The organism is Planotetraspora sp. GP83 (genome assembly GCF_041262585.1).
Classification (GTDB): domain Bacteria; phylum Actinomycetota; class Actinomycetes; order Streptosporangiales; family Streptosporangiaceae; genus JAOEGB01.
Map to the genome: position 1 here is coordinate 175970 of NZ_JBGCBZ010000017.1, position 14304 is coordinate 190273.

At 70.3% G+C, this 14304-nt stretch carries 13 protein-coding genes and 1 pseudogene; 12 read left to right on the forward strand and 2 right to left on the reverse strand.

Annotation, left to right across the window (positions count from 1 at the left end):
* Nucleotides 1–10: 10 nt before the first annotated feature.
* Genes ABH927_RS23520 through ABH927_RS23540 form a run of 5 tightly spaced genes read left to right on the forward strand, consistent with a single transcriptional unit; the run spans nt 11 to nt 4068 of the window.
* A complete protein-coding gene (locus tag ABH927_RS23520; protein ID WP_370024519.1) occupies nt 11–361 on the forward strand; it encodes a cupin domain-containing protein in 351 nt (116 codons plus the stop codon).
* A gap of 45 nt (nt 362–406) precedes the next feature.
* Nucleotides 407–745 (forward strand): cupin domain-containing protein, encoded by a 339-nt coding sequence (locus ABH927_RS23525; protein WP_370024520.1) that lies wholly within the window; start codon nt 407–409, stop codon nt 743–745.
* 43 nt (nt 746–788) lie between these two features.
* The gene (locus ABH927_RS23530) at nt 789–1844 is read left to right on the forward strand and encodes a sugar phosphate isomerase/epimerase family protein (RefSeq protein ID WP_370024522.1); all 1056 of its coding nucleotides are present in this window, start codon (nt 789–791) and stop codon (nt 1842–1844) included.
* 4 nt (nt 1845–1848) lie between these two features.
* The gene (locus tag ABH927_RS23535) at nt 1849–3336 is read left to right on the forward strand and encodes a chlorohydrolase family protein (protein WP_370024524.1); all 1488 of its coding nucleotides are present in this window, start codon (nt 1849–1851) and stop codon (nt 3334–3336) included.
* 12 nt (nt 3337–3348) lie between these two features.
* The gene (locus ABH927_RS23540) at nt 3349–4068 is read left to right on the forward strand and encodes a FadR/GntR family transcriptional regulator (protein ID WP_370024526.1); all 720 of its coding nucleotides are present in this window, start codon (nt 3349–3351) and stop codon (nt 4066–4068) included.
* A gap of 34 nt (nt 4069–4102) precedes the next feature.
* Here ABH927_RS23540 and ABH927_RS23545 read toward each other — a convergent pair whose 3' ends face one another.
* On the reverse strand, nt 4103–5566 hold the full coding sequence (locus tag ABH927_RS23545) for a PucR family transcriptional regulator ligand-binding domain-containing protein (RefSeq protein WP_370024527.1): 1464 nt from the start codon (nt 5564–5566) through the stop codon (nt 4103–4105).
* Nucleotides 5567–5904: 338 nt separating this feature from the next.
* Between ABH927_RS23545 and ABH927_RS23550 the strand changes: the two are divergent.
* The 7 genes and pseudogenes from ABH927_RS23550 to ABH927_RS23580 all read left to right on the forward strand — a co-directional run.
* Nucleotides 5905–6090 (forward strand): annotated as a pseudogene (locus tag ABH927_RS23550) (aminotransferase class III-fold pyridoxal phosphate-dependent enzyme); the annotation flags it as partial.
* Between the two features lie 74 nt (nt 6091–6164).
* A complete protein-coding gene (locus ABH927_RS23555; RefSeq protein WP_370024528.1) occupies nt 6165–7673 on the forward strand; it encodes an aldehyde dehydrogenase family protein in 1509 nt (502 codons plus the stop codon).
* A complete protein-coding gene (locus ABH927_RS23560; RefSeq protein ID WP_370024530.1) occupies nt 7670–8815 on the forward strand; it encodes a CaiB/BaiF CoA transferase family protein in 1146 nt (381 codons plus the stop codon). The genes ABH927_RS23555 and ABH927_RS23560 overlap by 4 nt, the downstream gene beginning before the upstream one ends.
* Nucleotides 8812–10002 carry an acyl-CoA dehydrogenase family protein gene (locus tag ABH927_RS23565; RefSeq protein ID WP_370024531.1) on the forward strand — a complete coding sequence of 397 codons (1191 nt, stop codon included), beginning with the start codon at nt 8812–8814 and terminating at the stop codon, nt 10000–10002. The genes ABH927_RS23560 and ABH927_RS23565 overlap by 4 nt, the downstream gene beginning before the upstream one ends.
* Nucleotides 9999–11195, forward strand: coding sequence for an allantoicase (gene alc, locus ABH927_RS23570; RefSeq protein ID WP_370024533.1), 1197 nt, complete (start codon nt 9999–10001; stop codon nt 11193–11195). Before ABH927_RS23565 ends, alc begins: the two co-directional genes overlap by 4 nt.
* 162 nt (nt 11196–11357) lie before the next feature.
* The gene (locus ABH927_RS23575; protein WP_370024535.1) at nt 11358–11711 is read left to right on the forward strand and encodes a hypothetical protein; all 354 of its coding nucleotides are present in this window, start codon (nt 11358–11360) and stop codon (nt 11709–11711) included.
* Nucleotides 11708–13216, forward strand: coding sequence for a hypothetical protein (locus tag ABH927_RS23580; protein WP_370024536.1), 1509 nt, complete (start codon nt 11708–11710; stop codon nt 13214–13216). The genes ABH927_RS23575 and ABH927_RS23580 overlap by 4 nt, the downstream gene beginning before the upstream one ends.
* A gap of 33 nt (nt 13217–13249) precedes the next feature.
* Here ABH927_RS23580 and ABH927_RS23585 read toward each other — a convergent pair whose 3' ends face one another.
* Nucleotides 13250–14017: a DUF4118 domain-containing protein gene (locus ABH927_RS23585; RefSeq protein WP_370024538.1), complete on the reverse strand. Its 768-nt coding sequence runs from the start codon at nt 14015–14017 to the stop codon at nt 13250–13252.
* Nucleotides 14018–14304 lie beyond the last annotated feature (287 nt).

Genomic DNA, 14304 nt, shown 5'->3' on the forward strand with positions numbered 1-14304 from the left:
GGAGATCGACGTGACGACGACAACCGAGCCGGGACGGTTCTTTCCGGAGTTCATCCGGGCCCTCCCCGAAGCCGACATCCCCATCGACGGCGTAAGCGCGTGGATGACCGTCGACAAGGGGCTGGCGCTCTTCTTCGAGCTGCCCGGCGGGAGTCAGTCCCCGGACCACACGCATGGCGACGAGTGGGGCCTCGTGATCCGGGGACAGGTCGACATCACCATCGACGGAGTGACGACGTCGTACAAGGCGGGAGACACCTACTTCGTCGGCGAAGGGGTGGTGCACAGCGTGGTCAACCATCCGGGACTGATCGGCATCACCGTGTTCGACGGGACCGACCGCTTCGCGCCAAAGCGCTGACCCCCCGAAACCCACGAAGACCCGAGCCCCTGAACAGGAGTGATCATGAGCAACCTTTCGTACCCCGAGTTCTTCGACAAGATGTCCAAGCTCAACGTCCCAGACGGCGTGAGGGCCTGGGTGATGTCGGACAGGGCCCAGGTGGTCTTCTACGAGCTGCCCGAAGGCAGCCCTCCGGCCGACGAGCAGACCGAGGGCGCCGAGTGGGGGCTCATCGTCGAGGGGAAGGTCGAGATCACCATGAACGGTGAGACCAGGACCTACGGCAAGGGCGACACCTACTACATCCCCGGCGGCGTTCCCCACCGCGTGGTGAACCACCCCGGCGTCGTCGGCATCGACGTGTTCGAGCGGCCCGACCGTTTCACGGAAATCAAGGACTGAACGAGTAAGGACTGAACGAGTTCGGCGGCCGGATCGGAGCCCCATGAGAGTAGGAATCGAAGGAACCCACATCTTCGACGCGCGGCAGGAGGGCGCCATCCCCGTCCTCGACCGCGCCAGGGATCTGGAGCTCGAGGGTGTGTTCTTCAAGTCGGTGCTGGACCTGAGCCCGACGCTCGACCGAGGTGAGCTGGAGGAGGTGAAGGCTCATGCCGACTCGCTCGACCTCTATGTCGAGGTCGGCGTCGGCCTGATCAATCCGTTCGCGCTGGCCGAGAAGCCGCGCATCCGGGCACTCGGCGGCGGAGACACCCTCCGGGCGTTCGAGCTGATGATCGAGGCCGCCGCCTGGATCGGCTGCGCCGACCTGCTCGCCGTCACGGGACAGTGGAAGGCAGGTTTGCCGGGACGATACGCCTACGACCGTTTCCGTACGGACGTCTCCTGGGCACAGCAGCTCGACGCGACCGAGGTGTTCATCAGGCGTCTGGCGCCGGCCCTGCGCGGCAACGGCGCGCGGATCGCCCTGGAGACCCACGAGGAGATCACGTCGTTCGAGGTCGCCCGGATGATCGAGAACGTCGGCGCCGACGTTCTCGGCGCCACATTCGACGTCGGCAACGTGCTCGTGCGCGGCGAGGATCCCGTCGCCGCGGCGCGCCGGCTGGCCCCTTTCGTAAGGCTGTCGCACGTCAAGGACGCGGTCATGCTGCTGCGCCCGCATGGAATGGTGCGCCAGCTCCGCCCCTGCGGTCAGGGCGTCGTGGACTGGCCCGAACTCCTCAGCGTCCTGCACTCCGGCAACCCCGGCCTGAACCTTTCGATCGAGGACAACCAGGGGTACATGGACGTGGAGTATCGAGACCCTGACTGGCTGGCCGCTCATCCTGATCTGACCGAGGAGGAGCTGGCCGGGGTCGTGGAGCTCGCGCGGTCGTCGGAGGACAGGATCGCCGCCGGCGTGTGGCCCGAGGCGGCCGGCTACGACGCCCACCCCTGGGAGGAGCACAAGCTCGTGCGCCTTCGCGAGAGCCGGGATTTCCTTCGCTCCGCCCTCGCGGAGGCGGGGTTCGATCGGCGACCCGTGAGAGGTGGGTAGTCCCGTGGTCACCCGGTTGAAGGCGCGGTGGGTCGTCGGGTTCGACGGTCAGGATCACGTCCTGTACGAGAACGCCGAGGTCGTCTACGCGGAGTCGATTCTCTACGTGGGCCCTCGGTATGACGGCCCGGTCGACGAGGAGCACGACGCCGGTGAGGCGCTTGTCTGCCCGGGGTTCATCGACCTCAACGCCCTGGCCGACATCGACCACGCCATCCTCGACCACTGGCAGGGCGCCGACCGCCAGGACGGGCTGACCTGGTCGGAGGACTACTTCCGGCATCGCCGCCACGAGGTCTTCGACCGGGAGCACCTCCTCCTGGGGCGCCGTTACGCGCTCGTCCAGCTCCTCCTCAACGGGATCACGACGGCGATGCCGATCGCCGCCGAGACCTACCGCGCGTGGGCGGAGACGTACGACGAGTTCGTCGACGTGGCCGGGATCGCGGAGGATCTCGGCCTGCGCACCTACCTCGGACCCAGTTACCGGGCGGGCATCCCCGTCGTCTCGGCGGACGGATCGCGGCGCGTCGCATGGGACGAGGAGATGGGCGACCGCGGTCTCGCGCAAGCGGTCGCGTTCGCCCGTGACTGCGAGGCGCAGGGCGGCCTCGCGCGCGGCGCGCTCGTCCCGGCGCGGGTCGAGACCCTCGGCCCGGCGCTCGTTCGCGGGACTCGGACCGCGCAGGAGGAGCTGGACGTCCCCGTCCGGTTCCACGCCGCGCAGAGTCTGAGTGAGCTGCGCCTCGTCGAGGAGCAGTTCGGACGGCACCCGATCCGCCTGCTGTCCGACGAAGGTCTGCTCGGCCCCCGGACTATGATCGCGCATGCCTGGGCGATCAACGGCCACAGTCAGGTCGGCCGGACCGGCGACGACGACCATCGCGGGTTGCTGGCGGACAGCGGGACGACGGTGGTCTACTGCCCGATGGCGAACGCCCGTTACGCCATGGTCCTCGAGTCATTCGACCGGTACCGGCGCGAGGGGATCAACGTCGCGCTGGGCACGGACACCTTCCCTCCCGACATGATCCGGGTGATGGAAGCGGGGAGCTCCCAGGCCAAGGCCGCGGACCGCGATCGCGACGCCGGGCAGGCGGCCGATCTGCTCAGGGCGGGAACCCTGGCCGGCGCCCGCGCACTCCGCCGTGACGACCTCGGCCGGCTCGCGCCCGGGGCGAAGGCCGACCTGGTCGTGGTGGGCCTGGATGATCTGCGGACCGGCGTGATGGACGATCCCGTCCGTGGCATGATCAACCACGCGACGGGAGCCTGCGTGAGAACCGTGGTCGTCAACGGCCGCGCGGTCGTGCGCGACGGGGCGATACCGGGCCTCGACGTGGCCGCGTTGCGAGAGGCCGCCCAGGCCTGTTTCGACCGGTACCGCACCTCGTTCAGCGAGCGTGATCACCGGCGGCGGGAGCCCGGAGAGTTGTTCCCCCCGTCGTTCCGGCGCGGCCCGCATACCCTGTCAGATAACAGATGTCATTGATACGGTGATCACATGTCAGATAAGACCAGCGTGGTTCGCCGAGCTAAGAAAGTCTCGCTGACCGAGCATGCGATCGGAGAGATCCGGCGAGCCATCTCCGCGGGCGACTGGCCCGTCGGAACGCGCATCCCGTCCGAGGCGCAGCTCGTCGAGGACCTCGGCGTCGGCCGGACCTCGGTGCGGGAGGCGATTCGCGCGCTGGAGCACTCTGGTCTCCTGGTGGTCCGCCACGGCGACGGCACCTACGTCAACGCGACGGACGAGAATCACGTGGCCCTTCAGCGTCGATTGCGGAACGCCAGGGCCCGTGACGTCATCGACGTCCGCCGTGCGCTCGATGTGATGGCCGCCCGGCTCGCGGCGCGTAATCGCACTCCCGAAGAGCTGGAAGTTCTGCGTGAGCGCTTCCGCGAGAGAAACGCCGCGGCCGAGAAACTGGACGCGGACGCGTTCACCCACGCCGACTCGGTCTTTCATGAAACGATCGCCCGGCTCTCCCACAACGACGTCGTGGCCGAGTTGTACGAGGGGCTGGGAGAGGCGATCCGCGCGAGTGTGCGGCCCGACAATTGCCCGACGGGTTTCGCGGACGATCCCGATGACTCCCACGCCCACCTGATGCGCGCGATCGAAGAGCAGGACGCGGACGCCGCGACCGCGGCGGTTCTCCGTTTGCTGGATCACCAGGAGGAGCTGCTGAGCGGCGACTCGATCTTCTCCGGCGGCGCGTAGGCTCCGCTCACCGCCGGCCGGGCGCCGCACCCGGTCAGGCGATTCCGCGCCGGCGCAGGAGCAGCCAGAGCTCCGCGCTGACGTCCGGGTCGTCGACGTCCAGTCCCAGGACGGCCCGGCACCGCTCCAGCCGATGGCGGAGGGTGTTCCGATGGACGCCGAGGGACCGTGAGGCCTGCTCCCACTGCCCTCTGTGCCGCAGATAGGCGGTCAGCCCCTCGATCAGGGGGTCCGGCAGCTCCCCCAGCGACCGGTTGAGCCGATCGACGAGCCGTTGGTCGTAGGGGCTCCCGGCACCGGCGATCAGATTGCGACCGCCCGGAGGCAGCCCGCGCAACTGCCTGGTCAGCGCCTGCCGTACCGTCCGCACCTGGTCGGCCCGTACGACGTCCGACACGACCGCGATCGTGGAGGGATCGAGAGCCGCGAGCAGGCCGTCAAGCCGTTCAAGGGACGGATGACCGGCCGGGACCAGAAACCACGCCGAGTGCCGGTCCTCTCTCACCGCGAGGACGTCCGGCCACCAATGCCGTACGGCCGACGCCGCCTCGTCGCTGTCGCGGCAGTGGACGACGAGCACGCGCCCGTCGTCGGGCGGCATCGGGGCGTCGACCTTCGGCGCGAGCCGGTGGGCGGCGTCGACGAACCCGAGATCGACCAGAAGAGCCACGCAGCGCTGGGCCGCGTCGGCGGCGGACTCGTCGCGCTGCCGGCGGACGGTGTCGATGCTGAGCAGCGCGGCGGCGGTCAGCACGGCGCGACGCCGGTTGGGATCGAGCGCCCTGGCCGTGCCCACCGCGAGATAGCCGGCGACCCGCTCCCCCACGGCGAGCGGGAGGACGATCATGGCGGTCGCCGCCGCTGAGAACGACGCCGCCGAGTGCACGCCCGCGCCCTCCAGACGGCGAAGCTCGGCGCGGACCCGCTCGGCCTCCTCGGCCATGCCTGGGGGATGAACGTGCTCGACCTCGCCCGAGGGGGAGAACGTCGCCGACCACCCGTCGAGGGAGCGGGCGAGCGTGCGCAGGACGCCGGCCACCGGATCGGCCGACGCGGCCGCCTCCACCAGGGCCCGCTGAATCGCGAGCACGTCCTTGAGCTGCTGTTCGGCCGACCGGGACACCTCCGCCCAGTAGGCCTTGGTGATGCGCTGGAACGGGGTCGGCGCCGGGACCGTGAGCAAGGTGAGGTCCAGCCGCTGACACGCCGCCACCAGCGCGGCGGGAGGCGCGGCGTGCACCGGTCCGAGCCCGATGGCCAAGGCGCTCAGTCCGGCCTCCTTGAGCCGGCCGACGTACCGCTCGCAGCCGATCTTGTTCTTCGGCAGGGTGAGACCGGTGGTCAGGAGGAGCTCTCCCCCGCTGAGGTAGCCGGTCGGGTCCAGCAGCTCGCTGATGTGGACCGCGGAGATCCCCACGAGGGGAGCCGAGAAGCCGGGTGCCGGGGCCAGGTCCGCGCCGAGCCGGTGACACAGCGACGCCACGGTCGGGACGGGCAATGGACTCTCCCTGTGCTGATCGACCAATCGGTGTGCTCCGTTGTGCAGTTTATCCAATGTTCTGGCGTCGCATTCTTCGTAGCCTCCTGGCCATCGAGCGAACGGAGAAGAAGATGTCGCAGCCCGAGCAGCGCCGCGTCCTCAGGACGGCGCTCCCCGGACCGAGGTCCGTGAAGCTGCAGGAACAGCGGACCGCCGAGCTGGCCACGGGGCTCGGAGTCACGCTTCCCGTGTTCATCGACCACGCGGGCGGCGCGATCCTCGTCGACGTCGACGGCAACCACCTCATCGACCTCGCCTCCGGCATCGCCGTGACCAGCGTGGGAGCCTCTCATCCCATGTTCGCCTGCGAGCACGAGGGCGTCGTCCCGGACCTCGTCACGACGGCCAAGGCGCTCGCGGGAGGAATGCCGCTCTCGGCCGTCACCGGCCGCGCCGAGATCATGGACGCGGTGGCGCCCGGAGGGCTGGGCGGCACGTACGCCGGGAACCCGGTCGCCCGCGCCGCCGCGCTCGCCGTGCTGCCGCCCCTCGTGATCGGCGACGAACTGCTGGGGGACGCGCTCACCGTCATCGAGCGCGCGGTGGAGGACGCCCGATGAGCGCCACCACGAGCTTCTCGCCGCGCGACGGGCAGATCGCGGGCTCCGTGCCGGACACCCGGCCGGAGGGGGTCACGGCCGCCGTCGCGCGGGCCCTCGAGGCCGCGCCGCGGCTCGCCTCCGTGCCGCCGGCCCAGCGAAGCGACTGGCTGCGCGGTCTCGCGGACGCGCTGGACGAGCACTCCGAGGAGTTGGCCGAGCTCGCGGACAAGGAGACGGCCCTCGGCGCCGAGCGGCTCACCGGGGAAGTCGGGCGCGCGGCCGGCCAGCTCAGGTTCTACGGCGAGGTCGCACGCGAGGGGTCCTACCTCGGGGTCACGCTCGACGAGGCCACGGGGACCTCACCGAGGCTGGTCCGGGTCAACCGGCCCCTGGGTCCGGTCGCGGTCTTCGGGGCGAGCAACTTCCCGTTCGCCTTCGGCGTCCTCGGCAACGACACCGCGAGCGCCGTCGCCGCCGGCTGCCCGGTCGTCGTCAAGGCTCACCCGGCCCACGTCCTGCTCAGCGTCCGGCTGGCCGAGATCGCCACGGACACGCTCGACCGCGCCGGCGCGCCGTACGGCACGTTCTCCCTGGTCGTCGGGCAGCAGGCCGGGGCCGACCTGGTCCGCGCGGACGGCGTGGCGGCGGTCGCCTTCACCGGTTCGCAGTCCGGCGGCCTGGCACTGTGGCGGATCGCCAACGAGCGTCCACGCGTCATCCCGGTTTACGCGGAGATGGGCACGATCAACCCCGTCGTCGTCACGCGTGCCGCGACACACCGGATGGAGGAGGTGGCGCGCGGCTTCGTCGGTTCCTTCACGCTGGGCGCCGGTCAGTTCTGCACCAAGCCGGGAGTCCTGTTCGTTCCCTCGGGTCATGGCTTCCCGCGTGCGGTGGGTGACGCGCTCGCCGAGGCGGCTCCCGATCCGGTCATGCTCACCCGGGCCATAGCCGAGTCGGTGACCGGCGGCCTCGGCGACCTCTTCGCGGCCGGCGCGAAGATCGTCCGGAAGGTCGGCGGCACGCACGCCGGATGGTCCGCGGAAGCAGCGGTCCTGACCGCGCCGATCGCGGCGCTGCGGCCCGGAAGCAGGCTTCTGGAGGAGTGCTTCGGCCCGGTCGCCCTGGTCGTCGAGTACGACACCGACGAGGAGTTGCTGTCGGCGCTCACGCGGCTCCAGGGCGGCCTCGCGGCGAGCGTCATGACGGGTGACGGCACGGACCCCGACGCCGCCCGGCTCGTCGACGTGCTCACGCGGTCGGCGGGACGGGTGGCCGTGAACGACTGGCCGACCGGGGTCGCCTACACCTGGGCGCAGCACCACGGCGGCCCGTGGCCGGCGACCTCCAACCCGGCGGCCACCTCCGTCGGAGCCGCGGCCCTGGGCCGCTTCGTCCGGCCGGTCGCCTACCAGTCCGCCGCGGACGAGTGGCTGCCGCCCGAAGCCCGGTCCGGCAATCCGTGGACGCTGCCGCGCCGGGTCAACGGCCGGCTCGAGACGCGAACGGCGGAGCCGTCATGACGCGCCCGCTCGACGGCGTCGTCGTCGCGGACTTCAGCCGGGTGCTCGCGGGCCCGCTCGCCACCGCGACGCTCGCCGACCTCGGCGCGACCGTGATCAAGATCGAACGGCCCGGCTCGGGTGACGACACCCGGTCCTGGGGACCGCCGTGGACCGGCAACTCGAGCTCCTACTTCGAGTCGGCGAACCGCTCCAAGAAGTCCGTCGAGCTCGACCTGGCCGACCCCGCCGACCTGCGTGCCGCCCAGGCCCTGGCCCAGCGAGCCGATGTGCTCGTGGAGAACTTCAAGGACGGCACGATGGCGCGCCGGGGGCTGGACTACGAGTCCGTGAGCGAGACCAACCCGGGGATCGTGTACTGCTCCGTCACCGGTTTCGGCAGCCGGTGCGGGGCGCCGCTCGCGGGCTACGACTTCCTCGTGCAGGCGGTGGGGGGCTTGATGAGCATCACCGGCGAGGCCGGCGGCGAGCCGATGAAGGCGGGCGTCGCGCTGGTCGACGTGCTGACCGCCAAGGACGCCGTCATCGGTGTCCTGGCAGCCCTTCAGGCCCGGCAGAGCACGGGCCGGGGGCAGCGGATCGAGGTCAACCTGCTGTCGAGCCTGCTGGGTTCGCTCGCGAACCAGGCGTCGGCGTACCTGGCGACGGGTCAGGCCCCGCAGCGGATGGGCAACCGGCACCCGTCCATCGCCCCCTACGAGTCGCTTCGCTGCGCGGACGACCTCCTGGCGGTCTGCTGCGGCAACGACGGCCAGTTCCGCAAGCTGGCGAACGTTCTGGGTGTCCCCGCGCTCGCCGGCGACCCGCGCTTCGCGACGAACGCCGCGCGCGTGCGGAACCGCGACGAGCTGGTCGAGGCACTCGAGGCCCGGCTCTCGAAGGGCACGGCCGGCTCCTGGGCCGCCGCGCTCACCACGGTCGGCGTGCCCGCGGGCAAGGTCGGCGACATCGCCGACGGCATCGCGCTGGCCGAGTCGCTCGGGCTGGAGCCTCTCGTCTCGGTCGGACCGCAGGCGCCTCCGCAGATCCGGCACCCGATCACATACTCGAACACCCCGGTCACGACGTACGCGGCACCTCCCCGGCTCGGTGAACACAGCGGCGAGGTACGCCGCTGGCTTTCAGAGGAGAACAACGCATGAGCACCACGACGACCCTGCCCGCCCTCAATCCGATGGACCCGGCGGGCCTGGACGACCTGCTGACACCTGACGAGAAGGCGGTCCGCACGGCGGTCCGGACGCTGTGCGCCGAGCGGATCGACCCGTTCGTGGCGGACTGGTTCGAGCGGGGCGAGATCTCCGACCTGCGCGGCCTGACCAAGGAACTCGGGGCCCTCGGTGTGCTGGGCATGCACCTGGAGGGCTACGGATGCGCCGGCATGTCCGCGACCGAGTACGGCATCGCCTGCCTCGAGCTCGAAGCCGCCGACTCGGGGATCAGGTCCCTCGTCTCGGTGCAGGGCTCGCTCGCGATGTTCGCCATCTGGAAGTGGGGCACCGAGGACCAGAAGCAGCAGTGGCTCCCGGCGATGGCCGCGGGCGAGGCGATCGGCTGCTTCGGTCTGACCGAGCCGGACGCCGGTTCCGACCCGGGCAGCATGCGCACCCGCGCCCGCCGGGACGGTGACGACTGGATCCTGGACGGCCGCAAGATGTGGATCACCAACGGCAGCGTCGCCGACGTCGCCGTCGTGTGGGCCCAGACCGACGAGGGCGTCCGCGGCTTCGTCGTGCCGACCGATGCTCCGGGCTTCTCGGCGCCGCTGATCAAGCACAAGCTGTCGCTGCGCGCCTCGGTCACGAGCGAGCTCGTCCTCGACGGCGTCCGCCTCCCGGCGGATGCCGCCTTCCCCGGCGTGCGCGGACTCAAGGGGCCTCTCAGCTGCCTGAACGAAGCGCGCTACGGCATCGTGTGGGGCGCGATGGGGGCCGCCCGATCCTCGCTCGAGGCGGCGCTGTCGTACGCCGGCGAACGGGTGCAGTTCGGCAGGCCCATCTCGGCATACCAGCTCACGCAGCAGAAGCTGGTGGAGATGTCGCTGGAGTACGCCAAGGGCGTCCTGCTGGCCCTCCACCTGGGCCGGCGCAAGGACGCGGGCGCTCTCCGGCCCGAACAGGTCAGTCTCGGCAAGCTCAACAACGTTCGCGAGGCTCTTGAGATCTGCCGCACCGCCCGGAGCATCCTGGGCGCGAACGGCATCTCGCTGGAGTATCCGGTCATCCGGCACATGAACAACCTGGAGTCCGTGCTCACCTATGAGGGCACCGTCGAGATGCACACCCTCGTCGTGGGCCAGGCCGTCACCGGACAGGCGGCCTTCCGGTGACCTTCACCCGATTTCCGGACCTGGCCTCGCGTGTGCTGGCCGGCAGCGTGGTGTACGCGAACGACGAGCTGTTCGCCGAGCGGGAGAATCTGATCAAGCCCGAGCCGGCGGTCTTCTCGACGGAGGACTTCGGCCACAAGGGCAAGGTGTACGACGGCTGGGAGACTCGCCGGCGCCGCGAGCCCGGGCACGACTACGCGATCGTCCGGCTCGGCGTGCCGGGCGTCGTGCGCGGCGTGGTGATCGACACCGCCTGGTTCAAGGGCAACTATCCGCCGTACGCCTCAGTGGAGGCGACCAGCGTCGAGGGGACGCCGTCGCCCGCCGAGCTGGAGCGGGCGGACTGGGAGACGATCGTCGAGAAGGCCACGATCAGGGGCGACACCGAGAACCCGTTCGAGGTGGCGGACCCGCGGCGCTGGACACATGTCCGGCTGAGCATCTACCCCGACGGCGGGGTGGCCCGGTTCCGGGTGCACGGCGAGCCAGTGCCGGACCCTCGGTTCCTGGACGGCACGATCGACCTGGCCGCGCTGGAGCACGGCGGCGGCGTGGTGGACTGCTCGAACACGTTCTACTCCTCGCCGGTGCAGCTCCTGCTGCCCGGCCGGGCACGGGTCATGGGCGACGGATGGGAGAACGCCCGCCGCCGCGACGACGCCAACGACCACGTGACGGTCAGGCTGGCGGCCCGCGGCCAGATCCGGCGGGTCGAGATCGACACGTCGTACTTCGTCGGCAACGCGGCCGGCTGGGCCTCGCTGCGCGGGGTCGACGCCGAGGCCTGTGATCTGGCCGGTGATCTGGCTGGTGATCTGGGCGGTGATCTGGCCGGCGAGCCGGGCGAGGACGCGGAGTGGTTCGACCTCGTTCCGAAGACCCGGCTGCAGCCGGACACCCGGCACTTCTTCCACCCGGTGAGCGCCGCGTCTGTGACGCACGTCCGGCTGGACGTCTTCCCCGACGGCGGCCTGGCCAGGCTCCGGGTGAACGGCGAGCTGGTCACCGAGGCCCACCGGGCGGCCGTGCTCCGGTGGCTCGACCTGCTCCCCGCCGGCCATGCCCGCCGGCTCCTGGGCGAGGCAGGGGTCTCCCCGGAGGCCGCCGAGGATCTCCTCAGCCGGCGACCGTTCGCCGCCGGCGGCGTGCTGCCCTCGAAGGTGCTCTCCACCTTCCTGAAAGGACGTCGTTAAGCCGGAGGATATGGGCCCGTGCGCACTCGATGGGCAGCGTGGTGGTGAACAGAATTCGGTTCCGGTGCCGTCTCCCGACGCCTCGACGTATTGTTCTCCACAAAACGGACGCCGAATAGGTGAATGATCCCGGCGAAACGACAAGAGAGTGCGAGGCCGATTGTGAGCGAACCGCAGCGCCGCATCCGGATGCTGAGCGACGAGGAAACCGTCTCGTTCCTGGTGGAGGGTGTGACGAACTCCGGCGGCCGCGTGGTCAGCCGGGCGCCGGTGGCCGATCCGGGCCGGTTGGCGCTGGACCTGAGCACGGTGGAATCCGTCATCGCCATCGTGTCGGCGCTGTTCATCGACGGGCCCATCATTCCCCAACTGCTGGAGCGGCTGCGGTCGGGAAAGTCGCACAAGGTCGTCTTCGAGGGACCTCTCCGGAAGATCACAATCGAGGGGAGGGAAGGCCTGACAGAGGAGGAGCTCAAGGCGGCGTTCCGGCTGGTGATGGGAGTCGACCACCGGTGAGCACGGCGTTCGGCGATTTCGACCCCCGCTTCCCCGGGATCTCCCTCACGGTGGGTTCTCCCACTCAGTGGGATCGGCTCCGCCGCTATTCGCTCGGCGACGAACTCCCATCAGGACTATCCAGCCTGAACGACGCGGAATTCCTCGAAACCGTATCCAGCACGACCGTGGTCGCGCACGAGATGCGGCATTTCCACGATTTTCTGCTGTCTCCCACCGGTTCCCGGCTCATGCGTACGCGGGTTCTGCTCGGCCTCAACCTCATCCAACTCCTCGTCGCCCTCCGCGGGACGGGGATCTGGGATCGGAGCGACGTCCTGCCGGTGCCGCTGACCACGTGGTGCCGCTGGTCGCGGGCGGAGCGGGCCGAATACGCGGCGGCGTGGTCCGGCCTCCTCGAAGGACGCAGGTTCCCCTTCGACCTCCCCCGGCTGCCGCCGCTCGGGGACGACCTGGTCTACCCGGCGAACCAGCGGACGCACACGGCGGACGTCAGCCCGGCGGCGGTCGCCGACCTGATCACGATCGGAGAGGGATTCCGCCGCCGGTTGATCGAGCAGGAGGCGCCGCCGGACGGGGTGGTTAGTCCCCGGCTGACCGGCGGGCATCTCGGCGAGGCGTCCGCGTTCCTCGTGCAGGTCCAGGAGGTGTACAAAGCCTTCGGAGACGAGGCCGCGCAGCGGTTCTTCAGCCTGATACTGAGTGGCGGCAATCGGTACGGCGTGGCCTTGCACAACATCGGCAACGCGTTCGACTTCTCCGGAGCCCCGCTGATCGCCGATCTGCTCGCCGTCTTCACGGGGTGGATCCTGCTCGGCGACCCGCAGACGGCGCCGGGGACGGCTCATCCGCTGGTGCGTTTCGCCCTGCTGACCGCGGCGCTGAAGGAGAAGGGGCCGCGGGCCTTCTTCGGTGACGGCGACCTGCTCACGGTGTTTCCACGCTGGGACGAGTGGACGGGACAGCCCGCCACCCTCGATGGGCTGCGGCAGTCGCTGGACCGCGACGCCGGTTCCGTCGCGTCTCTCCGGGCCGGTCTGGAGCACGTTCAGTCCGAGCTCGCCGACTGGGCGGAGACGGTCGTGGACGTCTACGAGAGGTTCACGACGGCGCGCGGTCTGATGGTGCGCGCGTTCCTGCGGGAGCCGTGGGCCTACCTGTCACCGGCGAGCTACCTGCACAACGCGGAGCACTGGGTCGCCCCGCTGGTACGGGTCTCCTTCGCCGACGGGGTCGCGCTGGGCATGGGGAACGCGGGCGACCACGGCTGGCGAGTCGCCCACGGCTTCGAGGACGACGGCCGATCCATCGGCAAGGTGATCTACACGGACGCGGAGCTGGCCGGAATCCCCTGTTTCGACGAGGAGGACGCCGATCTCTTCCACTCGCTGCTGGCCGCCGCCGATGTGATAATCGGGCCGGACCCTGCGGACGTCTCGGAGGTCGAGACGCTTCTCGCACAGGAGATCGTGGGTGAGGAGGTCACTCTCATCCGCGCGTACTGACGCGGGCCCCGAGACGGCGTCCGGATCGGATCGTCAGCCGGTGCCGTGCGCGGTTTCGGCGGTGTCGAGCGCGCGCCCGGCCTGGTCGGCGAGGATCACGGCGACCAGGCGCGCCTGCTGGGACGGGACCGTCCCGGGCGTGGGCTGGAGCATGAAGCGCCCGTAGAAGTGGCCGTTGCCGAAGATGCGCAGCTCGACCTCCTCGCCCGGGAGCCCTCTTGTGTCGGCGTCCCAGTGCCTGCGCCCCACCGTCACGGTGCCGTCCTGTTCGAGACGTGGCGGATGGCCGAGCAGCGTGCCGTACTCGAACCGGCAGCCACGCAGCCCCAGCAGGTCGATGAGCTGCTTCTTCACGTGGTCGACCACCGTGCTGGGCGATCTGGCGGTCTGCGTCAGCTCGGCGGTGTCGTGGATCCGCGTCAGGTGGTCGGCGTCGGTGACGGCGATCACCTTCAGGCGGCGCGCGCGAGCGGCCAGTTGCGAGACCGCCAATCCCACCGCGAGCAGCAGGAGAGTGGTCGTGAGATCTTCGGCCTTGGCGATGGTGAAGCGCTCGTAGGGCTGGGTGAAGAAGAAGTCGAACCACACGGCGGCCGACAGCGCCGCCAGCACACCGGCGAGCCTGCGTCCGGTGACGGCCACCGCTACGACGACCACCACCAGGACGAGGGCCACGTCGACGTTCGAGAAAGTCCCGCGAAGCGGCAGGAGAACCGCCGCGAGGGCGAGCGGGGCCACCAGGGCGGCCACCAGGGCCATCCGGTCGAGCACGAGGTCACGAGGCACCAGGTCACGAGGCATCTGTCACACCTCCTTCTTCTGGTTTACCACGGGCGGCGAATCGCGCACGGGGGCATGGAGCCGGGGAGACCGGTTGGAACCGCCGATCCAACCCGGCGGCGAGCGGCGGTCCGGGCGGCGGCCCGCCGCCCGGCCGCCCCGCGTGAACGGACCGCCGCGGAAACCCTGGCCGTCCCAGGGCGTACATTAGAAGCAACGCCGTTGCGTTTAGTGCTGGGAGCGTGAGGCAAGCCCCTTCTCGAAGATCGTGACATCGGCGTGGAAGGTGTAGGTCTGCGTAGTCGAGG

Excerpts from the sequence above, each read along its gene's own strand:
- ABH927_RS23525 (WP_370024520.1), top strand. The coding sequence starts at position 407 with ATGAGCAACCTTTCGTACCCCGAGTTCTTCGACAAGATGTCCAAGCTC.
- ABH927_RS23565 (WP_370024531.1), top strand. The coding sequence starts at position 8,812 with ATGAGCACCACGACGACCCTGCCCGCCCTCAATCCGATGGACCCGGCG.
- ABH927_RS23540 (WP_370024526.1), top strand. The coding sequence starts at position 3,349 with ATGTCAGATAAGACCAGCGTGGTTCGCCGAGCTAAGAAAGTCTCGCTG.
- ABH927_RS23585 (WP_370024538.1), bottom strand. The coding sequence starts at position 14,017 with ATGCCTCGTGACCTGGTGCCTCGTGACCTCGTGCTCGACCGGATGGCC.
- ABH927_RS23530 (WP_370024522.1), top strand. The coding sequence starts at position 789 with ATGAGAGTAGGAATCGAAGGAACCCACATCTTCGACGCGCGGCAGGAG.
- ABH927_RS23560 (WP_370024530.1), top strand. The coding sequence starts at position 7,670 with ATGACGCGCCCGCTCGACGGCGTCGTCGTCGCGGACTTCAGCCGGGTG.
- ABH927_RS23555 (WP_370024528.1), top strand. The coding sequence starts at position 6,165 with ATGAGCGCCACCACGAGCTTCTCGCCGCGCGACGGGCAGATCGCGGGC.